This is a genomic window from Veillonella parvula, from assembly GCF_040097785.1.
Lineage (GTDB): Bacteria > Bacillota > Negativicutes > Veillonellales > Veillonellaceae > Veillonella > Veillonella parvula_D.
Genome location: NZ_JBBNNS010000001.1, coordinates 537,759 through 560,055 on the forward strand (window position 1 = coordinate 537,759; position 22,297 = coordinate 560,055).

The window sequence follows — 22,297 nt, forward strand, 5'->3', positions numbered from 1 at the left end:
ATTAAACCTTTCCGGCTGAAGGACATAGATGATTTAAAAAACATTCATTACACAAAGGCTTACGAGCCTTACACACTCTACGGCCATGATAGATTAACCAGTGGTGTGCAGCAGCCCAATCCTTTTTTGGAATTGCCTTTTGTAACTTTTGTTCCATCTCTTCTGGCGTCTTAGCAATACCTAATTTTAATCGGTTAGACACGCGAAATACATGTGTATCTACCGCAATGGCTGGTGTACCAAATAAAACGGATACCACAACATTTGCTGTTTTACGCCCCACACCAGGCAATTCAACGAGTTGATCAAACTCACGAGGCACCTCTCCATGATATTGTTCAACTAAAATTTGACAAGTAGCAATTAAGTTTTTTGCCTTGGACTTATAAAGGCCGCAATCTTTAATGAGAGTCTCTAACTTAGCAACTCCGATTTCAAGCATCTTTGCAGGATGATTAAGTTCTGGGAACAGTCGTTTAGTAACAATATTAACCCGTTCATCCGTACATTGTGCAGACAAAACTACAGCAACTAATAATTCAAATTCATTTGTATACTCAAGGGCAGGTTTTGCATCAAAATAATGCTCTTGTAACAGTTTCAACTGCTCTGCCTTTATCGCTTTTGTTACACGCATACAGTTCTCCTTTCTCACCTGTGAAAGTACAGACGCGTACAACTTATATCTTACCATACGTATTCATTAAGTTCTATGTTATAATAAAACATGCTATTCTAATATAGAATACAGGAGGCGCATATGAGTCATATTAACGATACATTAAAACGAATAAATGAACTAGCTGCAAAGAAAAAATCTGGGCAAGAATTAACACCAGAGGAATTAGCAGAAAAAAAAGAATTATACGAAATCTACTTAAGCTTCATTCGTGGTCAAATTACAAGCACCTTGAATCGCGTTGAATTTGTAGACCCAGAAACAGGTGAAAGAACCGCTCCTAAACGAGCGCTTGAAAACTTGGCAAAAGAAGTTGATCAAGACATTAAAGAGCATAAGGATATTTATTAATGTAACAAATAAACAAAATTGATTACATTACTAATATCCTTTTATATTTATTCAATCAAATTTATATATACATATTAAAAACCACTTGATACATGTATCAAGTGGTTTTTAATATAATTTCACTTATCTATTATAATTTACCAAGACGTTTCATAGCAGTATAAATTTTCCCGGCGAGTCCTGTCATTTGTTTTTTAGGAATACCACAGGCAGCTATGCGAATACCATTTGCTAATGCAATTACATAGATATGCTCTTTCTTCAACTCTTCACAAATAGCATTTGCAGAGTCTGTAGGGATTGTAATAAAGAACCCACCACGGTAAGGTAACATGGGAAGACCCACTTGTGCTGCTTCTTGTTTAAAGATATCAGCACGATCGCGAATTAATTGATAATAGCAATTACGTTCAGCTTCATATTCCTTAAACTTAGCTGGATCAGCCACAATATTAGCCATTGTACGCATTGCGGGACGACAAATATTGGACCATGTGGCACGACTTGTAGATTTGTTAACTTCGAAAAACTCATCAGCTATTTCTTCATCGTCAGAGATCCCAATCATCGCACCAACGCGCTGACCATACATAGTGAATCCTTTAGATAAGCTATAACACACACAGGTGAGTATTTCTTTTGGCAAATGACTAAATTTATTGAAGAACGCACGTACCTCATCTTTTTCACCAGAGTAATCAAGATATGCTACATCAATACCAATAATCACATTATTTCGACCAATAGCAACTAAATCCTTCAGAAAATTAAGGATAGAATCCCAATCTTTATCCTCAATAGAGTAGCCGGTTGGGTTATTACCAGGTGTATTAAAGATAACAACCACATTTGTTTGTTTAGCCGCCAATTCGTTTACACGATTTTGGAATGCCTCATGATTAAAGTTATTATGTTCATCAAATAAGGAATACGTAACTAGTGTACGTCCAGTATCACTACAAATAACACGGTATGCACCCCAGTACCAATCCGCTGTTAATACTTCATCACCAGGCTCTGTATAGTTATGAATCAAATGATGAATGCCACCAGTGCCACCTGCGGTAGCAATGCTACGAATATGACCTTCTGGACGGAAATTTCCAAAACATTCTTTTTCAGCAGCACACAAAAAATCTGGAATACCCGCAATTGGTGCATAACCAACATGTTCAGAATCCGAAAGACTCAAATATTCTTCTTTAACGGTCTTAAGAAAAACTAAGTTTCCCTCTTCATCATGAATAGCACCCAACGTACCATTTACAACATTCTCACGGCCATTTTCTTTAGCATCAGCTTGAGCTTGACCAGCAGTTACGAAGATCACATCTTTTAATTTTTTTCCTTTTGCATGCTTTGCAGCAACACTTGTCATAACTAGCACCATCCTATCTGAAATGAATATTACATATTTATCATACCTAAACTAATTTAAATATACAACGTATATTCAGTAAATATATTGTATACATAGAAGATTTAACTAACTATTAGTAACTCAACACTTATTAAATATATATAGAATATATTAAGTACCTTATTTAGGAAAAATAATTAACAAATATACAATAAAACAGTAAATATATAAAAAAAGACCACTCAAAAGAGTGGTCATCATCATCCTTAGAAGGAATAGCCTACACCAGCGTGTAAACCTTTTGCAGTTTTATCATTGCTATCTACACTATATTTATCATAGCCATAGTATACATTCAAATCTACATCAGGGCGTACTTCATATTGAGCACCTACTTGATAAGTTTGCTTAATATCATTACCCCAACCAGCCTTAGCAAAGCCGTTTACTTTATTAGTCAAAGGTACATGACCGATAACACCAGCTTGGAAACCAAGTTCAGTATCATTTGTACGAATCGCAGTACCTGCACCATATAAATTTACATTTGGATGTACTTTATAAACCAATGCTAATTGATGATCTTTAATATCACCATTTTTTGCATTTAATTTATCGTAAGAGTATTGTAATGCGGCTTTATTGGAAAGGTCGTGTTGTAAAGAAACACCGAAACCATCATTACTATTGCCGCCACCGTTAGATACATGTTGTTTAAAAGCATAATCAGCTTGTACCTTAGTGGATCCATCACTAATTTTCGTTACAGGAGCTGCAGCAAATGCACTACCGGCTACAACTGTAGCTGCTAAAGTTAATAATACTAATTTCTTCATTTTTACCTCCTATACACATACCAACGGTATGTCTTAATAAGTTACTAATCGATAGGTATAGTAATTATACAATCTATAAATTAGCGTTTCATGAATACAGGGATATCAGGGATACCACTGTTAGTATTTGTAGTGGATGCCGGACGGGATGTAGTTGTTGTTTTACCGAATTCAGGTACATTCTTAGTATTTGAATTAAAACCAGTTGCCACAACAGTAATTTGAACTGTATCGCCTAAGCTTTCATCGATAACGGAACCGAAGATAATATTTGCATCAGGATCCGCCGCTTCAGAAATAATTTCGGCAGCTTCATTAATTTCAAACAAGCTTAAGTTAGCACTACCGGAAATATTGAGTAAGATGCCTTTTGCACCATCGATAGATGTTTCCAACAATGGGCTATTAATAGCCATTTTAGCTGCGTCAGCAGCGCGGTTTTCACCTTCGCCAACGCCAATCCCCATCAATGCTTCGCCTTGTTCAGTCATGATAGTTTTAACATCTGCAAAGTCAAGATTGATCAAGCCAGGAACTTGAATCAAGTCTGAAATGCCCTTGATACCTTGGCGAAGTACATCATCAGCTGTACGGAATGCATCGCTTAAGGAACATTTTTTATCTACAACTTGCAACAATTTATCATTAGGAATAACGATAATAGTATCTACTTTTTGAGTCAAGAATTCAATGCCTTTTTCCGCTTGTGCACGACGGCGTTTACCTTCAAATGCGAACGGTTTAGTAACGACGCCGACTGTCAATGCACCGATTTCTTTAGCACATTCTGCAACGATAGGAGCAGCACCTGTACCAGTACCACCACCCATACCAGCAGTTACAAATACCATATCAGCACCTTCAAGAGCTTTTATAATTTCTTCGCGGCTTTCTTGAGCAGCCTCTTCACCGATTTGTGGATTTGCGCCTGCACCAAGACCTTTTGTAACCTTCTCGCCAATTTGAATCGTTACATCCGCTTTAGATAATTCAAGCACTTGGCTTTCAGTATTAGCGGATAAAAATTGAACACCTTTAAGATCGCTATCTACCATGCGATTAACAGCGTTATTACCGCCGCCACCAACACCGATAACTTTAATATTTGCAAAATCAGACATTGAACTTCCTCCTCTTATCGTTATCTATCGTATCAATATACGTCCCAATGTATCGATTTATATACTGACAATCTTATAACAATTACATTTATTTTACACTAAAATTTAAAAACTTTCCACTATATAGAATGTGATTTATTAGAATCGCTTAGTCATAATAATCTTTCGTATAGCGCCTACATTAATAAATACATGCAATCCAAAGCCAATAAGAGCTACGTAATATAGGTTAATTCCTATGAGGTCACCTACATATACAAGAATAACAGCTAACACAACATTTGAAAAGAACCCAAGCACAAAATTACTAAGATCAAAGGTTCGTTCCAATGCAGCACGGCTACCACCAAATACAGCATCTAGTGCAGCCAGAACAGCAACTGATGTGTAGTTCGCATAACTTATAGGTATATGAAATGGTGAAAGCCACCCTAATGTAGTACCTACAATTAAACCAACAATGGCAAAGATATAAATATTCATTCTTTACCTCCTGTTTCATTAGGCTTTATATGCTCTTCTCTAAAGGTTCCTGTAAAAGCTGGAATAGCTATTTCATTTTCTTCCTTTATGGTTACCTTTATGCCCCAGTGTTTCAAGGAATCCACCACACCGCCTCGCATAGTGAGCGCAGAATTTAATGTTTTTGGATCACCAATCGCTTTAACTGTAAAAGGAGCCCCAAAAACCTTACCATTCACAGTAATAGTCGGACCAGAGCATCGTATTTCAGAAGTCCCTATGAGACGTTGGTCATTGATAGCTATCGCCTCAGCCCCACCAGCTCGCAATTCATTAACAATACGTAAAATATCCTCATCATGAATTACATATAAATTAGGATTTTCACCACTTTGAATTGGCTTTAAGCTATCCTCAATTAATACACTAACACCCGTACCTTTAACATTAGTTAAAGCTGCTTTCATCATCAACTGTTCATCTGCTTTAACATTGCTACTAGCACCAGACTGTTTAAGTTCTTCTATTTGTTTTAACAATGCATCACGTTCACTTTGAGCCTCTCGCAATTGTACGGCTAAATCACCAGCCCGTTGTAAACGGATATTTTCTTCTATATTATCTTGAGTCATCTTATATTGAGTAACAACCATGAAGCCCAATATACAGCTGACTAAGGCTATTGCCCACCGTTCGTGTCTCACGACAATCATCTACCTTTTATCTTCAACATGACCTTGTTTATCTTGTTTTGTATCATCCTTCTTAGTAGATGAATCTTCTGTATTCTTTGTTCCAGACTGATGCTTTTTAACTTCCGGTATTACATCAGTTTTTATATATGGCGATGAAACATTAACATCTATATATTGTACATTGCTATGTGTTGTCTTAATATCTTGTAACATAGACTGAGTTAACTCGGCTTTTTTAGGTAAGTCTTTACTATCTCCTAATCGAATTTGTACCCCCGATACGGTATACGCCATTATTGCATCAGGGTCTCCTATATTGACTTCTGCAATATTCTTGAAGGTGCTTTCATCAAGAGAGTTCAAGTATTCAAGAGCCGCTAAAATAGGTTTATCCACAACGGTATCACCTAATAAAATATTTCCCGCCTTAACTCCTGATATCATTGGTACCGACGTATCTTGTATAGCAGGCTCTGATGCAATCACTTGACCTTTACTATCAAGTGTTAGATAGCCAAACTGAGCTGGTACAACTGCAACAGCTTTGCGTTCTATGACACGTACGACCATTGTAAATGGCAATTGATAACTAATTTGAGCCTCTTCAACCCGTAAGTCTTTCGCCAATCTAGTTTTTAATTTCTCTGTACTAATTTGCAATATATTTACAGGTTCATGAATATCCCCTGCTACCATTACATCTTGTACAGTTACCTTATCCGATCCTACAATTTTTAAGGATCCAAAAGGAATAGGTAGTGTAAACAATCCCACCAACACGAGAGTAACTGCACCACCGATTTTTAACACTCGTTTTCTAAATACAGCCCGTTCATCTTGAACAGGTGTAGAAGACTGCATCTCCCCAGAGTTGGATGGATGGTATTGCTTATCATCCATAGATAACTCCTTATATTCTATTCAGCCCTTAAAATTTCCCTATACTAGCTGTTAATAAAATCTTTTCACATAATGTTGGGAAGTCAATACCCATTTCTTTAGCTGCCTTTGGTACTAAAGACGTTGCCGTCATACCTGGCACAGTATTGTATTCTAGAACATACATATTATCTGCATGATCTGTCATAATATCAACACGAATAACCCCACTGCCTTGTACTTCGCGATACACAAGTTCCCCTATGCGTTGCATCTCAGCAGTCATTTCTTCACTAATAGGCGCAGGTACTAAATATTCTGTAGCACCTACAGTATATTTACTGGTATAGTCATACTCCCCAGAATGTGGACGGATTTCAATTACTGACAATGCCTTTCCGTCAAGAACGGATACTGTAAATTCGCGACCATCAAGAAATTGCTCTACTACAAGAATCGGATCATATTTTAGCGCTTCTGTAACAGCAGCCTCCAATTGTGCCTCATCACGAACGATGGTAACGCCAATACTAGAGCCTTGAGTAGCAGATTTCACCACTACAGGAATCGTAAACTGTTTACGAATATGTCCTATAATAGCTTCTGCAGATTCTAAATTACCATTAAAGGATTCAGAAGTAGCTGTTGGAATATTAGCCCCTTTGAAAACATCTTTGCTTACTTTTTTATTCATTCCTACCGCATGAGCCATGATGCCCGATCCAGTATATGGAATTTCAGCCATTTCAAGTAAGCCTTGTAATGCACCATCTTCACCATAACGACCGTGAATTGCATTAAATACAATCTCTCCACCTAAGGATTCAATGTCTTTTAAAACCGTACGAGGATTAAGTTCTAATGTTTGGGCATTATACCCTTTACTTTCGAGTGCTTCCGCAATAGCAGCGCCAGTACGGCGAGATACTTCAGCCTCTTTGGAAGGGCCACCCATCAATACAATTATTTTTCTATCTTTCATTGTAAGCCTTCCTCCAATATAGCTAATAATTTTGGTCCATATTGATTAATAGAACCAGCCCCCATTGTGATAACCAGATCGTTAGGTCGCACAATTTTTGCCAATACAGCCGGTATATCATCAACAGATGGTACATAATGTACAACCTTATGTGTAGCAGCTTCAACAGCGTCAGGAATAGTACGTCCATCGATACCTGCAATCGGATCTTCACCAGAACTGTAAATATCTGTCATATATATTTCATCAGCACTTGTAAAAGCAGTGGCAAATTCATCTTTCAACAAGCTTGTACGTGTATACCGATGCGGTTGAAACACACAAATAACGCGATGTTTTTCAAGTTCTTTTGCTGCTCTTAAGGTCGCTTTAATTTCTGTTGGATGATGTGCATAATCATCGACAACCCAGACGCCAGCAACATGACCTTTTGTTTCAAAACGTCGTTTTGCACCGATAAATTTACCTAACGCTTTTGTAATAAAGCGATTTTCTACACCGCAACATTCATGAGCCACAATAAAGGCTGCCAATGAGTTTAATACATTATGTTCTCCAGGCACGCGCAAGCTGATACGGCTTATATTAATACCTTTATGATATACATCATATACCAAGGAAGAGTCCACATAATGAATATTTTTTGCTACATAATCATTATTATCCTCTAAGCCATATGTAATAAAAGTACGTTTTACGCGGCTCATAACATAACGAATATTTTCATTATCACCACATACGATAGCCTTGCCTGCTTCTGGTAACGTTTCGACGAACTCACAGAAAGCGTTTAACAAGTTATCCATAGTCTTATAATGATCCATATGATCATCTTCAATATTAGTTATAACGATAGTATGTGGATGCAATTTTAAAAATGAACCATCGCTCTCATCCGCTTCCACAACTGAAAAATGGCCTTTCCCAAGGCAACTGCTACCTTTGAGATAATCTACTTCGCCACCGATAATTACCGTAGGGTCCGCATTAGCCTCCACTAAAATTTGTCCAATCATTGAAGTTGTAGATGTTTTACCATGCGCACCAGCTACTGCGATACCATCTGTTACATCTAATACAGCCTTTACAATATCAGAACGATGTAAAATGGTAATCCCTTGCTCTTTAGCGGCAACAATTTCAGGATTGTCTTCACGAATCGCTGTAGAACGAACTATGGCATCAACACCATTTACATATTCTTTATTATGACCGATATGCACCGTGGCACCCATATCTCTAAACTTAGAAATCACTGCAGATTCAGCAATATCTGAACCAGATACATCATAACCTTTTTGAATCAAAATATTCGCTATCGCACGCATACCAGATCCACCAATACCGATAAGGTGAATTTTGTGAATACCGTCTAACATAAAACCTCTCCTTGTTACTTTGCAATAGATAAAGCTAATTTTGCAATATCGTGAGCCGCATTCGGTTTTCCCAATTGCAATGCTCGGTCTCCCATTTGTGCCAACAAATCACGGTTGGCCATAAACATCTCGATTTCCCCTATTAAATCGTGAGCACTCAACATTTTATCTACAATCATATGCGCCGCCCCTTCTTGTACAAAGATACGTGCATTATAGGTTTGATGATCTTCCGCTGCGTATGGATACGGTATCAATACGGATGGAATACCGCGAACTGCTAATTCTGCAAGACCTATAGCACCAGATCTAAATACTGCTAAGTCGGCTGCTGCTAGTGCTTTTGGCATATCATGTAAATACGGCAAAATCAAAGATGAACTACCTAAACCATCCCCATCGGTAATGCCCAATTGGGATAAAACAGATTCATATTCTCCGTTTCCCGTAATATGGATTAATTTAATACCTTTCACACCTTGGAAGTGTTTATGTACATCTATCATAGCATTGTTAATAGTTCTCGCCCCTCGAGAACCTCCAGCTATGAGTACTGTAAAAGTATCATCACTTAAGTTGAAATAGTTACGTCCCTCTGTTCTCGAATCAACTAGCACATCTGGACGAACAGGATTCCCTGTATAGACTACGCGCTTTGCTTTAGAAAACGATGCTTCTGCATCCTTATAGCCTAGGGCTACCACATCAACAAAACGACTCAGAATTTTATTAGTAATGCCTGCTATGACATTCTGTTCTTGAATTATAGTAGGAATATTATGTAATGCTGCAGCCAAGAGAACAGGGCCACATACATAACCCCCAGTACCAATAACCACATCAGGTTTAAACTTACAAACTATGGCATTAGCTTTTACAATGCCTAAAGCAGTTTTACCTAATGTAACTAATGTACCTAACGATAATTGACGCTGCAAGCCTTGCACAGGAATCGTAGTAAACTCTATCCCCTCTTTAGGAACTAATGTAGCCTCGAGACCTTGCTTGGTACCAACATATAACACCTTTGCATCAGGATTTTGTTTCATAATTTCCTTATATATAGTTATTGCTGGATATATATGTCCACCAGTGCCACCACCTGAAATAATAACACGTTTCATTAATGGTGTCCTCCCTCTTGCAACATATGAACACAACGTTTAAAGTCATCTCCACGCTCTTCAAAACAGCTGTACCAATCAAAGCTTGAGCAAGCCGGAGATAATAGCACAATATCGCCAGTCTCTGCCAATTTATAGCCTTGTTCTACGGCTTCTTTCATGGATAAAGCACGATAAATCAGCTTCACACCAGCCTCTTTTGCAGCCGTCTCAAAACGATCTGCTGCTTCCCCCATGAAAATAACAGCTTTAGTCTTCTCCTTAACTAACTCCATGAAGTCTTCTAAAGGCGTCATTTTATCATGACCACCAGCTAATAGAATAACTTGTTGATCAAAGGATTCTAATGCTTTAACCACAGAATCTACATTAGTCGCTTTAGAATCATTATAAAATGTAATACCATCAATCGTCTTAACGCGTTCTAAACGATGTTCAACGCCATGGAACTCACTAATAATACGATGAATTGTTTCTACGGGTACGCCCAATGCATGAGATAAAACAATAACGGTCAATATGTTTTCAATATTATGACTGCCTGGAATATGAATATCTTCATCTGCAATAACAAATTTTGCTACCCCATCTTTAGCAATATAACATTGCCCATCAGCATAATAAGCGCCATTCTCTACGGCTTTTTTTTGACTAATTTTTAGAATATGACTAGGCGCACGATGTTCCATATCAGCTACAACGGGATCATCTATATTCAACACTAAATAATCTGTACTTAATTGATTTTCAAAGATGCGTTCCTTCGCAGCAATATAGTTTTCCATCGTCTTATGACGAGCTAAGTGATCTGGAGTAATATTGAGCATAATAGCCCCAATAGGCCTAAAATACTTAATTGTCTCTAATTGATAACTAGATAATTCAGCTACCAAAAAACCGCCTGCAGGCATAGAATACGCCACTTCACTAAGGGAATCCCCAATATTTCCACCGACGTGAACTGGTTTTCCAGAGCCTTCTAGTACTTTAGTTAATAAGGTTGTTGTCGTAGTCTTACCATTTGTACCAGTAACAGCTACGATAGGTGATTTAGATACTTCATAAGCTAATTCTACTTCACTGACCACGTCAATACCACGGGCATGTGCTGCTTTTACAATCGGAATGTCTAAAGAAATACCTGGAGAAATAACGATACGATCCACGCCATCTAGCAAGGATTCATCTTGACGTCCTGTAATAATATTTACCCCTGCCGCAACGAGTCGTTTCTCCTCAGCCGTAGGCAGTGTCATAGGCTTATAATCATTTAACACAACATGCGCACCCACTTGGGCTAATACCCAAGATGCACCTATACCGCTGGCTCCAGCTCCAAGAACAAGTATATGTTTATCTCCATATTCCATCTATATCACCTAAACTATTTATAAAATTAATGTATCCTATCTAATAAGCATACCATTATTTACAACTTCCGTTAAGTATTATCTTATAAAGTTATAGTCGCTAAAAGTACACCAATAATGGCTAAAACAGCTCCACCAAACCAGAAGCGATTAACAACTGTTTGTTCTGCCCATCCGGAAAGTTCAAAATGGTGATGAATAGGACTCATCTTCAAAACACGCACACCACGTGTTTTGAAAGAAATAACTTGAATAATAACAGATAATGCTTCCATAACAAAAATGCCACCAATCACCACAAGTAGCAATTCTGTTTTAGTTAAAATAGCCATTGCTGCAAAGGCACCACCTAATGCCAAAGAGCCTGTATCCCCCATGAATACTTTTGCAGGGTTCACATTATATACCAAAAAGCCAAGACATACAGCTGCTATTATAGCGCCGAAGTACGCAACACTTTCAGCACCAATAGAATTTGTCATCGATGCAGCCATCAAACCAATAACAGAGAATGCTATCGCCGCCACTGCTGATGTACCACCAGCAAGACCATCAAGACCATCTGTTAAATTTACTGCATTTGTAGCTCCTACAATAATCAAAAATGCCAATACATAATAACCCCATCCCAATTGTAATTGTATATCTACAACAGGAATCCATAATGTGGTAGGAACAACCATAATCTCAGTAATGCAATAACAGAATACGGCAGCCAATATAAATTGTCCAAGTAATTTTTGCTTTGCTGTTAAACCAAGATTGCGTTTTTTTACAGCTTTTACAAAATCATCAAAAAAACCTAATAAACAATGACCCAGTGTTAAGAATAATAACATTCCTGTGCCCACATTCCATGGTGCAAACAATGCCACGCCAATAATAAGGGCCACCATCATGAAAGCACCACCCATTGTTGGCGTACCGGCTTTTGCTTGATGACTTTCAGGGCCTTCTTCACGAATACTTTGTTGTGCGTGCAAAGAACGCAACATAGGAATAGCAATTTTACCTAGCACTACCGTAATGATGAAAGTCGCTACGAAGGCTAATAGAATGTGATTTATCATATGAATCCTCTACTTATTAATAAATAGGACGGCTAGATATAACTAGCCGTTACCTATTATTCTCGATCCTTTAATTCTTCAACAACGCGCTCCATTCGTAAACCACGAGAACCTTTCACAAGGATAACATCCCCTTTTTCACGAATATCACTATATGCGTTGGCCATTTCTAAATGGCTGTTACAACGGAATGTAGTTAAACCTGCTTTTTTTGCTTCCTTTGCAATGAAGGCAGCAGCATCACCAAAGGTGAATACAACACTATAACCCTCTTCAGCAAGCAAATGGCCGATTTCACGATGTGCTTCTTTAGAGAAGTCGCCGAGCTCGAGCATATCGCCTAACATCGCAATTTTACGCTTACCTTCTAATTGGCCAAGTGCTTTAATAGCTTCTGCCATGGATGAAGGGTTTGCATTATAAGCATCATTTAAGATAACAATATCTTCAAATGGGACGATTTCTTGACGCATTGGAGTTCCACTAAACTCACTCAAACCTTTGCGAATTGTGTTAGATTTAATGCCTAGCACTCGACCTGCAACGATAGCCGCCAATGCATCATATACATTGTGTTCACCAATCATAGGCAAGAAGATATCAAAAACTTCATCATAACACTTACAAGTGAACTTAATACCGTCTTTTTTATAGCGCAAATGGCTACCAATACAAGTAGCATTCCGTTCAATACCATAGGTAATTGTTTTACCCTTAGCTAAACGATCCATAGCTTTTACATATGGATCATCTTCATTAAGGATAGCCACGCTGTTTTCAGGCAAGCAACGAATCAATTCACCTTTCGCTTCGGCAATGGCTTCTCGAGAACCTAAAAGCTCGATGTGACTAGTACCAACATTGGTAATAATCCCCATCGTTGGTTCTGCAATCAAGGCCAGTTCTTCGATTTGTCCGAGCCCACGCATACCCATTTCAACAACACAGGCTTCATGCTCAGCAGTTAAGCGCAATAGTGTTTTTGGTAAGCCAATTTCATTATTAAAATTTTTCTCAGTTTTTAATACATTAAATTCTGTGCCAAGTACGGCTGCCACCATTTCCTTTGTCGTAGTCTTACCAGAGGAACCAGTAATAGCAACTACAGGAATATCAAAGCGGCGACGATGATATCGTGCTAAGTTTTGATATGCTACCAAAGTATTGTCTACCTCGATGCAAGCAATACCTTCTACAGAACGTCCTTTTTCAACGATAGCCCCTGTAGCACCTTTTTCGATAGCCGCATTGATAAAATCATGACCATCAAAGGTATCACCTTTTAAGGCTACAAATAAAAAGCCTGATTCAATAGTTCTTGTATCAGTAGATACATCTAAAAACTTAATATTATCGGTATGTGCACTCGTCCCCTTTGTGGCCTCCAGTACTTGAGACAATGTAAATTCTGCCATATTAGATCTCCTTGAGGGCTGCTCGCGCCTCTTCACGATCATCAAAATGGATCGTTTTATCCTTTAAGATTTGGTAATCCTCATGCCCCTTACCTGCAATGAGTACAATATCCCCAGGTTTTGCATGTTGTATTGCATGTTGAATCGCTTCTCGACGATCAACGATAACTTCATAGTGAGTTCCTTCTCGAAGGCCGTCTTTAACGCCGACTTCCACATCTTTAACAATTTGTACAGGATCCTCTGTACGCGGATTATCAGATGTAACATACACAACATCACCGTATTGTGCCGCAATGCGTCCCATAATAGGACGTTTGGTTGCATCTCGGTCCCCGCCACAGCCAAAGACTACAATAATACGATTTTCTTGAATAGCCTTTGCTGTTTGTAAAATATTTTCTAACCCATCTGGTGTATGTGCATAGTCTACAACAACAGCAAATGGTTGACCTTCTTCAATCAATTCAAAACGACCAGGTACAGCACTAAATGTTTTCAACGCTTTATCGATGTCTTCCATGGAAATACCTTCCAATAGGCAGGCACCAATAGCTGCTAATGTATTATACACATTAAACAAGCCAGTCGTATTCATTTCAACTGTATAATCATGACCATCATAAGATACAGTATAACGGCTAGACTTTGGCGTCATATCTACGTCATGAGCATTCAATGTGCCGCTACCATCAATACTATAGGTAATGATAGGGGCAGTAGTTTTTTCAACAACCCGATGCCCATAGGCATCATCGATATTGATAACAGCACCCTTACCAGATTTTACTTGGTTTGATTTGCTAACTTGTTCAAATAGTTTACATTTAGCTGCCAAGTAATTCTCAAATGTTTTGTGAAAGTCTAAATGATCTTGTGTAAGATTTGTGAATACAGCCGTATCATACTCAACACCAGATACGCGTCCTAAAGCCAACGCATGAGAAGATACTTCCATTACACAATGTGTAACACCCTCTTCTACCATTTGATGCAAAATATGTTGTAAATCTACTACGTCAGGAGTCGTATTATGAATCGGATATGATGTATCACCAATCATGATATGAACAGTACCAATCACACCGACCTTATGACCTTGAGCTTTCAAAATATGACGAATCATATGAGTTGTAGTCGTTTTACCATTAGTACCAGTAACACCAATCATGCGCATGGAATTGGCTGGATAATCAAAAAAGTATGGCACACAGGACATCATAGCCACACGTGTATCTTCAACAGTGATAACACAAACATCACTATTTACCTCAACAGGTTTAGATACTAATACGGCTACTGCCCCAGCCTCAACAGCTTTATTAACATAATCATGTCCATCGACAGTAGCACCATCTAAAGCAATAAATAAACTACCTGCTTTTACAGCACGAGAATCAGCGGTTACATCTAAAATTTCAACAGCTGTATTACCTTCTACATGCGGTGCATGTAAGGTTTTTACTATATCTTGTAAGTGTTTCATATACAATCTCCTTTACACGCAAAGGAAAGCAGCCCAATACGAGCTGCTTCGCCTGCTAGTCTATAATTTGCTGTTTCTCTTGTACATTACGTTCAGTAACAGCGCTTTTTGTGCTATAAACAAAAGAATCAGGCAAAACCATTCCTAGTTGTTCTTCTGCGATTTGTTGGATACGTACAGGAGACTTCAAGGAAGCCACTTCAACGTCCAATGCATCGTTATCTTTTGTTAATTGTACTACAGCTTGCTGTGTTTTAACTACCTCATAGCCCAACTTTGTACTGTATGCATTCATAACCATCATGATAAGTAAGCATGCAACTAATGCAGCAATACCATATACAACTTGCCACATCATAGGGCTTAAATCTAAAGCTACGTTTGCACTACGTCTTCTCCCTTGTGCAATGACCAACATATCACCTTTTACTTGGCCCACAACAGCCTTTCTAGCTAACATAACACTTAACCCCTTCCAAATCTACAACTTTACTGCTACGCGCAATTTAGCGCTTCTAGCTCTCGGATTAACTTCAATCTCCCCTATACTTGGCTCTATAGCCTTATTCTTTGCCTTTACAACTGCCTTGTGATTACAAACACACACAGGCAATTGTGGAGGACATATACATGCAGTACTTAACTCTTTAAAAGTTTGCTTTGTAATTCGATCTTCCAAGGAGTGGAATGTAATAACTCCAATCTTTCCCTTTGGTTTTAACATTGATACAGCATCTACAAAACTATCATGCAAAATTGCTAATTCTCTATTTACTTCAATACGTATGGCCTGAAACGTCCGTTTTGCCGGATGAGGTCCATCTTGTCGCGCCTTTGCAGGTATTGCATTCTTAATAATTCTAACTAACTCACCAGTAGTAGTAATTCTTTTTTCTTGACGTGCTTCAACAATAAACTCGACAATTCGTTTAGCCCATCGTTCCTCCCCATAATCATGGATAATTTGCAGTAATTGTTCGCTGTCATATTCATTGACAATTTCCTCTGCCGTGAGAGGTGCATCTTTATCCATTCGCATATCAAGAGGTCCATCATTCATATATGAAAAACCTCGTTCAGGAGTATCTAGTTGATAGCTGGATACACCAAGATCAAATATAAAACCATCGACTTCATAAATGCCTGCATTTTGGAGGGCTTCTTTTAAGTTAGAAAAGTTTGTAGGTATCGTTAACACCTGACATTTCAAATCAGATAAACGCTGTCGAGCTACACTCAAAGCATCTTCATCCTGATCTAAACCTATAATCATGCCTTCTGGATCTAGCATCTCGCCCACTGCATGAGCATGTCCTGCCCCACCAAGGGTACAGTCCACATAAATACCTTTTGGATTAGTTACGACGGAGTCCACCGTTTCACGTAAGAGTACGCTAGTATGATTAAATTCCATCATAGCCTCCTATAACATAATCCCTTCAAGCCCTTCAACTAATTCTTCCATACTTTCAGCCACTTGCTCATCATAGAAATCGTATTTTTCACGGCTCCAAATTTCAACGTGGTCCCCAGCACCTACAATAACAGCCTGTTTATCGAGGCTTGCATATTCACGTAGTGGTACAGGAATGAGGACACGACCTTGTTTATCATATTCAAGCTCAGCAGCACTACCAAAAACAAAACGTTTTAAGGCACGCACGCTAGCTTTAGTGGAAGATTGTGATTGTAAAGCAGTGGAAATTTTCTTCCACGCCTCTTCGGTGTAAATAGCTAAGCAGTTATCTAGGCCTTTTGTAACGATGCACAAATCGCCTAGTTGTTCACGTATTTTCGCAGGTATAATCATCCGCCCTTTTGTATCAATGGTGTGATTATATTCGCCCATGAACATACGTATCACCGCCTTTCTCTATTTCTTATCCACCACTATATGGTAAATTCTACCACAATTCCCCACCTTTCACAACAAAAAATCCATTTTTATCCCACTTTTTTATATTTTTCTTGTTTAATCTCTATTTTTCTCCTCTTTTCTTTAATACATATGTTCGATTAAATATTCAAAAATAAACAATTTAAACCACTCTCCACCACAATTGCGTAATGTCACGCCTTAAATGGACATAAACCCCACTTTTAGATGTATTATGTTTAGCAACTCAATGTATTATGTTTAGTAACGCATAAACGTTAAATATATTTAGGTCTATATTAAAAAGCAAAAAAACCTCATCAATGTACAACACATACATTGATGAGGTTTTCCTCTATTTATATAATTTTATTTATAGTATTAGAATTTAGATTCGATAGCCGCTTGAAGATCGCCTTTAGGCAAGAAACCAATTTTACGGTCTACTACTTCACCATCTTTTAAAATAACGAATGTAGGCAATACTTCAACTTGTAAGTTACGTGCTAATTCTGGTTCTTCATCAGCGTTTACTTTTACAAAGTTAGCTTTACCTTCAAGCTCACCTGCAATTTCTTCAATGATTGGCATCATACGTACGCAATAACCGCACCATGGAGCCCAGAAGTCAACAACAGTAACACCACCTTGGTCTACTAAATCTTGATATTCAGCAGTTTTTAAATCTTTTAATTCGCTCATTGTACCCTCCTACGGTAATTGAACTAATACACAATCTTGAATGACATGCAAATCTAAAGCATGTGCTTTTTCAACAACAGATGGTTTATCCGCCCCCGGTTGCAACCACACAATAGAAATGCCAAGTTCTTTGCATTCATCAAGTGCAGCTAACCCCGCTGCTTCTGGTACAACAAAATCTACCACAGTAGGCACAACGGGAAGTGCAGAAAGACTAGAGTAACAAGTGTCTCCATCTATTTCTGCAATATTAGGATTGACTGGATATACTTCATATCCGTGATCTTTAAGACATTTATAAATCTTATAACCGAACTTTTCGGTTTTATGGGTAGCTCCAATAACGGCCCATACTTTTTGATTTAAAGCTTGTTGAATTGTCATTTCGACCACCTCTTATATACTATTATAAATAAATATCGAATATTGTCAATATATTATATCGAATTATATGGTTAAAGAATTATTCTCTTTTAGCAAACATCCTATAACATAAAGCAATACTATTTTTTTGCTCTATTCTTTGATTTCTATCTCAATCGCTTTTTGACTAAGACTAGGTAAATTTAAATCAATCTCAATTAATTCAGATAAACTGATTTCTCTACGACTTAATGTATGAGCTTCAACTAAGCCCCCTACAATAGCCAGCTCACCTAAAATCCTATTAGGAGACCATTGATTTTCACGTAATTCACGAATAGTAATACTCTTTTGTCGCTTAGATAATCTGTGCCCTTCAGAATCAATTAATAATGGAGCATGCCCATAAGAAGGTAGTTGTATATTTTTAGATTTGAAACTGGTTTGTAATGTTTTATATAAATATATTTGCTGCCCCGTAGTCTCTAGTAAATCATCTCCACGAATGACCTCTGTTATCCCCATAGCAATATCATCCAGTACAACAGCTAAATTATAGGCATACATACCGTCACCACGACGCAATACATAATCATCTAATTCACCTTCCAAATGAATATGTTGAAAGCCTTGCCAACGATCTACAAAATCTATATCACAGGAATTAACGGCTAAACGCAAAGATGGCTCCTTAGACATCATAAACTCTTTTATCAATTTATCCTCTAGATGACGGCAATGACCATCATATCGATGTACTACCTCTCCTACATGGGGCGCCGAAGCAATAGAATGCAATCTTGTGCGATTACAAAAGCAAGGATAAATTAGTTTTTCTGATGCAAAATGTTCTAATACGTCTCCATAATATGTTTGTCGTTCACTTTGCCAATATGTTGATTCTGGTCCACCAACACGAGGCCCTTCATCCCATTCAAAGCCTAGCCACTCTAAATCATCTAATAGAGATTCCCCTAACTCACGTTTAGAGCGTTGGATGTCTATATCCTCCATTCGCACAACATACTGCCCTTTTTGTTGCTTCGTAGAAACATAAGATAAGAGGGCTATCCATACATTTCCGAGATGGATATATCCTGTGGGGCTTGGAGCAAATCGACCTTTCATGATGCCCTCCTACAGTACAAAACAAGTGGCATATCCCGTAAACTTACACAGAATATGCCACTATACATGATATAAAACGATTATCCTAGAGAAATAATGTTATCGAATACCTTACCAGCGTCTTTAATTTTTTGTTCGTTCCCCATTGTACAAATATGATTGTCCTTCAACACTGGTTCAACCACATCTGCTAAAGCAACGATATCCTCTGGCTTACAAGCGATAACTTGTTTACGAAACTCTACCTTATCCTCTAGTTTAGCACCGCTAAAATACATCCCCATCGCACGTGGACCACGCAACGCAGGAGTCATAGGCAAGTCCAAGGAGCTCATAGTACCGATAATATATTTACGCATCTCACGATCAGTCAACGTAAACTCACGAAGGTATTGAGGTAATTCTTTATATACATTTAATGTTTCTACCAAGTTTGGATCGCGATAGCTACAGAAAATCATATTACCATCGTCATAGAAGTTTGCAAAGGCACCGTAAGCACCACCTTGTACACGAATGCGAATCCATAGATATTCATAGCGTAAAATCGTTTCCAATACACTCATTGGGCCTACGTGTTTATACCCATGGTCTACAAAGTTACCACCTTGAGCTACGTATTGAACCTTACCAGCTGTAACGATACCATCATTACCAGACAAACGTGTAATCTTTAATGTATCATTACTTAAGTCAGTAGTATCCCAGGTTTCAATCAATGGTTTCATGAGATTTTCAAAGGCTTCTAATTCGCCTTCTTCACCAACGAACATGATATCCACATTATTAGCGCGGAAAATCTTACGAGCCACATCAGCTAATTTTTCTGGCAATAATGGTAATGCCGCAGGATTAGAAGCCAATTCACTAATCTTTTGATAGTAACCAAAGTTACCATTATCTCTAAATTTACCAACTGCAGATACTTGTGCCATAACACGTTGACTTACAATGGAGTTGCCACGACGGAATGCTTCATTATCCCAAATAGCTTTGCTTTCTTGAACAAGTTCGGTCAAGCGTCTATCGTCGCTATAATCTGCTTTTTGTACTACTTCGTTAATCAAACGGCATAAGTCAGGTAATTTGGAATGCAAGGCTTTAGCTCGAACAATCATGAGAGGCGTAAATTCATCACGCTTACCATCTTTGCTAATAGCCGTAATATCTGAGCTTAAACCACCAAGATTCATATTGATATCTTTCGCCAATGCTTCATAGCCACGTTCAGATGTGTCAATACGACCAATAATATCACTTAAAATATCGGCGTAGAACAATTCATCTTCTGTAAGACAGCTTAAATTAAAGTAAAGCCCTACATAGTTGATGCCTTTTGTGAAAGTAGGCACAAAATGTACTGTAGTGTTGCCAATTTTACTTTCACGACGTTCTACCTCTTCAATATTAGGATTTAAATCTGATAATTCAAGCAATGGTATCGATGCTAACGCTTCGTCGCTATCTGGAGCCTCTTGACGAAGTTTAAGTCGTTTTGTTTGCTCTACAATTGCTTCGATTTCTTCTGGAGACATCTTAGCTTTTACAGAAGCTAAATGTTCTTTAACCTCTGCATCCTTGCGCTCTTGAAGACCCCGTTCAGGATAAATAGAAACAAGCACTTTATGATTGTTATTTAAGATAGATTGACGAATTAAATCTTCAAAGTACGTACCGGATAAGCCCTTACGAATATTCACTAATGCTTCTTCGTAGTGTAATAACTCGAGTGGATCATTGTCATATAGCCAGTTATCCATCATACGGATAACATACGCTAAACCAATTGGCCGACCACCAAAGTCACTTTCACGAAGAGCAAACTCAATGCTATTCAAGGAAGCTTCTAATAATTCTTTATCTAAACCATTATCACAAAGTTCTTGCAATGTAGACTCCACAATGCGTTGCAACTCAGCTTGTTTATCGAGATTGGAACCAGTTGCTTGCACGGTCCACAAAGGTTGACGAATACTATCAAGATAATAGCCACTCACATCAGAGCCAATACCTGCTTTCACCAAAGCCTGTTTAAGAGGAGCCGCAGGAGATGTCAACAATGCATGTGTTAATACCTCAAAAGCCAAGCTATGCTCAGGCGTTACATCAGGTAAAACATAGGCAAAGGAATGTAAAGTTCGGTTGTCTGTTGGCTCTTCAGAACCTACGCTATATGGATAGCTTACCACCTTACCTTTTGTAAATGGAGTTTGTATACCAACCTCTGTATTAACCTCAATAGCATCAAAATGACTTAAGTACTCATCATTCAAGAATGCCAATTGCTCTTCAATATTCATATCACCATAAAGGAAGATATAACTATTGGACGGATGATAATGAACTCGATAGAACTCTTGGAACTCTTCATAAGTTAAGTCTGTAATATGGTCAGGATCTCCACCAGAATCAACACCATAAGTGGTATCTGGGAAAAGTTCACGCATCATTTGGCGTTCTAGAACGGAATCCGGAGAGGAATAAACCCCCTTCATCTCATTAAATACAACACCTTTATAGGTAAGTTCATCGTCCGCACTATCTAATTCATAATGCCAACCTTCTTGCATTACGATTTCCGCATCTTCACGAACGCGTGGATACAATACAGCATCAAGATATACGTCCATCAAGTTGTGGAAGTCTTTATCATTCTTACTGGCTACAGGATACATTGTTTTATCAGGGTAAGTCATAGCGTTTAAGAACGTGTTTAAAGATCCTTTAACAAGCTCAACAAATGGCTCTTTTAAAGGAAACTTACGAGAACCACATAAAACGGAATGTTCCATAATATGTGCCACACCAGTACTATTATGTGGTGTTGTTCTAAAAGCGATATTGAATACTTTATTAGAATCTGGTGAATCAATATAAATTAAACGAGCACCAGACTTTTCATGTTTCATTTCATAAGCGGTACCATTGATCTCATCAATGCGCTCAATGCGGTCAAGGCGAAAGCCAGAATAAACCTTATTTATTTCCATGCTGTCCCTTCTTTCTATACTAATATAAT

Annotated in this window: 22 protein-coding genes; 1 reads left to right on the plus strand and 21 read right to left on the minus strand. The window is 38.1% G+C overall.

Annotation, left to right across the window (positions count from 1 at the left end):
- Position 1: 1 nt before the first annotated feature.
- Positions 2-637, minus strand: coding sequence for an endonuclease III (nth, locus tag AAA071_RS02555; protein WP_118091303.1), 636 nt, complete (start codon positions 635-637; stop codon positions 2-4).
- Between the two features lie 123 nt (positions 638-760).
- Here nth and AAA071_RS02560 point away from each other — a divergent pair, with 123 nt between their 5' ends.
- Positions 761-1,030 carry a DUF896 domain-containing protein gene (locus AAA071_RS02560; protein ID WP_024062250.1) on the plus strand — a complete coding sequence of 90 codons (270 nt, stop codon included), beginning with the start codon at positions 761-763 and terminating at the stop codon, positions 1,028-1,030.
- Between the two features lie 130 nt (positions 1,031-1,160).
- Here AAA071_RS02560 and AAA071_RS02565 read toward each other — a convergent pair whose 3' ends face one another.
- The 20 genes from AAA071_RS02565 to AAA071_RS02660 form a co-directional block, all read right to left on the minus strand.
- Positions 1,161-2,408, minus strand: a complete 1,248-nt coding sequence (locus AAA071_RS02565; RefSeq protein ID WP_270278635.1) for an aminotransferase class I/II-fold pyridoxal phosphate-dependent enzyme — start codon at positions 2,406-2,408, stop codon at positions 1,161-1,163.
- Between the two features lie 248 nt (positions 2,409-2,656).
- Positions 2,657-3,226, minus strand: coding sequence for an outer membrane beta-barrel protein (locus AAA071_RS02570; RefSeq protein WP_004696198.1), 570 nt, complete (start codon positions 3,224-3,226; stop codon positions 2,657-2,659).
- 80 nt (positions 3,227-3,306) lie between these two features.
- Positions 3,307-4,347: a cell division protein FtsZ gene (ftsZ, locus tag AAA071_RS02575; protein WP_004697140.1), complete on the minus strand. Its 1,041-nt coding sequence runs from the start codon at positions 4,345-4,347 to the stop codon at positions 3,307-3,309.
- Positions 4,348-4,485: 138 nt separating this feature from the next.
- Positions 4,486-4,830: a small basic family protein gene (locus tag AAA071_RS02580; protein ID WP_004696202.1), complete on the minus strand. Its 345-nt coding sequence runs from the start codon at positions 4,828-4,830 to the stop codon at positions 4,486-4,488.
- Entirely contained in the window at positions 4,827-5,522 is a 696-nt protein-coding gene (locus AAA071_RS02585; RefSeq protein WP_004697175.1) for a DUF881 domain-containing protein, read from the minus strand. Before AAA071_RS02585 ends, AAA071_RS02580 begins: the two co-directional genes overlap by 4 nt.
- Positions 5,523-6,404 carry a cell division protein FtsQ/DivIB gene (locus AAA071_RS02590; protein ID WP_060919742.1) on the minus strand — a complete coding sequence of 294 codons (882 nt, stop codon included), beginning with the start codon at positions 6,402-6,404 and terminating at the stop codon, positions 5,523-5,525.
- Between the two features lie 28 nt (positions 6,405-6,432).
- On the minus strand, positions 6,433-7,365 hold the full coding sequence (locus tag AAA071_RS02595; protein WP_004696208.1) for a D-alanine--D-alanine ligase family protein: 933 nt from the start codon (positions 7,363-7,365) through the stop codon (positions 6,433-6,435).
- Positions 7,362-8,744, minus strand: a complete 1,383-nt coding sequence (murC, locus tag AAA071_RS02600) for a UDP-N-acetylmuramate--L-alanine ligase (protein WP_004696210.1) — start codon at positions 8,742-8,744, stop codon at positions 7,362-7,364. Before murC ends, AAA071_RS02595 begins: the two co-directional genes overlap by 4 nt.
- A gap of 14 nt (positions 8,745-8,758) precedes the next feature.
- Positions 8,759-9,868, minus strand: a complete 1,110-nt coding sequence (gene murG, locus AAA071_RS02605) for an undecaprenyldiphospho-muramoylpentapeptide beta-N-acetylglucosaminyltransferase (RefSeq protein WP_004696212.1) — start codon at positions 9,866-9,868, stop codon at positions 8,759-8,761.
- Positions 9,868-11,238: a UDP-N-acetylmuramoyl-L-alanine--D-glutamate ligase gene (gene murD / locus AAA071_RS02610; protein WP_302131574.1), complete on the minus strand. Its 1,371-nt coding sequence runs from the start codon at positions 11,236-11,238 to the stop codon at positions 9,868-9,870. Before murD ends, murG begins: the two co-directional genes overlap by 1 nt.
- 83 nt (positions 11,239-11,321) lie before the next feature.
- Complete coding sequence (gene mraY / locus AAA071_RS02615) at positions 11,322-12,308, minus strand: phospho-N-acetylmuramoyl-pentapeptide-transferase (protein WP_302131572.1); 987 nt, start codon at positions 12,306-12,308, stop codon at positions 11,322-11,324.
- 56 nt (positions 12,309-12,364) lie between these two features.
- Positions 12,365-13,723, minus strand: coding sequence for a UDP-N-acetylmuramoyl-tripeptide--D-alanyl-D-alanine ligase (locus AAA071_RS02620; protein WP_278469761.1), 1,359 nt, complete (start codon positions 13,721-13,723; stop codon positions 12,365-12,367).
- A gap of 1 nt (position 13,724) precedes the next feature.
- Entirely contained in the window at positions 13,725-15,209 is a 1,485-nt protein-coding gene (locus AAA071_RS02625; RefSeq protein WP_278469763.1) for a UDP-N-acetylmuramoyl-L-alanyl-D-glutamate--2,6-diaminopimelate ligase, read from the minus strand.
- A gap of 55 nt (positions 15,210-15,264) precedes the next feature.
- Positions 15,265-15,669, minus strand: coding sequence for a cell division protein FtsL (ftsL, locus tag AAA071_RS02630; protein WP_004697156.1), 405 nt, complete (start codon positions 15,667-15,669; stop codon positions 15,265-15,267).
- A gap of 21 nt (positions 15,670-15,690) precedes the next feature.
- Positions 15,691-16,623, minus strand: a complete 933-nt coding sequence (rsmH, locus tag AAA071_RS02635) for a 16S rRNA (cytosine(1402)-N(4))-methyltransferase RsmH (protein WP_156697599.1) — start codon at positions 16,621-16,623, stop codon at positions 15,691-15,693.
- Positions 16,624-16,632: 9 nt separating this feature from the next.
- Positions 16,633-17,064, minus strand: a complete 432-nt coding sequence (mraZ, locus tag AAA071_RS02640; protein WP_004696227.1) for a division/cell wall cluster transcriptional repressor MraZ — start codon at positions 17,062-17,064, stop codon at positions 16,633-16,635.
- Positions 17,065-17,466: 402 nt separating this feature from the next.
- Positions 17,467-17,787: a thioredoxin gene (trxA, locus tag AAA071_RS02645; protein ID WP_287525648.1), complete on the minus strand. Its 321-nt coding sequence runs from the start codon at positions 17,785-17,787 to the stop codon at positions 17,467-17,469.
- 9 nt (positions 17,788-17,796) lie between these two features.
- Positions 17,797-18,171 carry a CoA-binding protein gene (locus tag AAA071_RS02650; RefSeq protein ID WP_287525650.1) on the minus strand — a complete coding sequence of 125 codons (375 nt, stop codon included), beginning with the start codon at positions 18,169-18,171 and terminating at the stop codon, positions 17,797-17,799.
- Positions 18,172-18,303: 132 nt separating this feature from the next.
- Complete coding sequence (gluQRS, locus tag AAA071_RS02655; RefSeq protein ID WP_302131570.1) at positions 18,304-19,278, minus strand: tRNA glutamyl-Q(34) synthetase GluQRS; 975 nt, start codon at positions 19,276-19,278, stop codon at positions 18,304-18,306.
- 80 nt (positions 19,279-19,358) lie between these two features.
- Positions 19,359-22,268, minus strand: coding sequence for an insulinase family protein (locus AAA071_RS02660; protein ID WP_156697602.1), 2,910 nt, complete (start codon positions 22,266-22,268; stop codon positions 19,359-19,361).
- Positions 22,269-22,297: the final 29 nt, after the last annotated feature.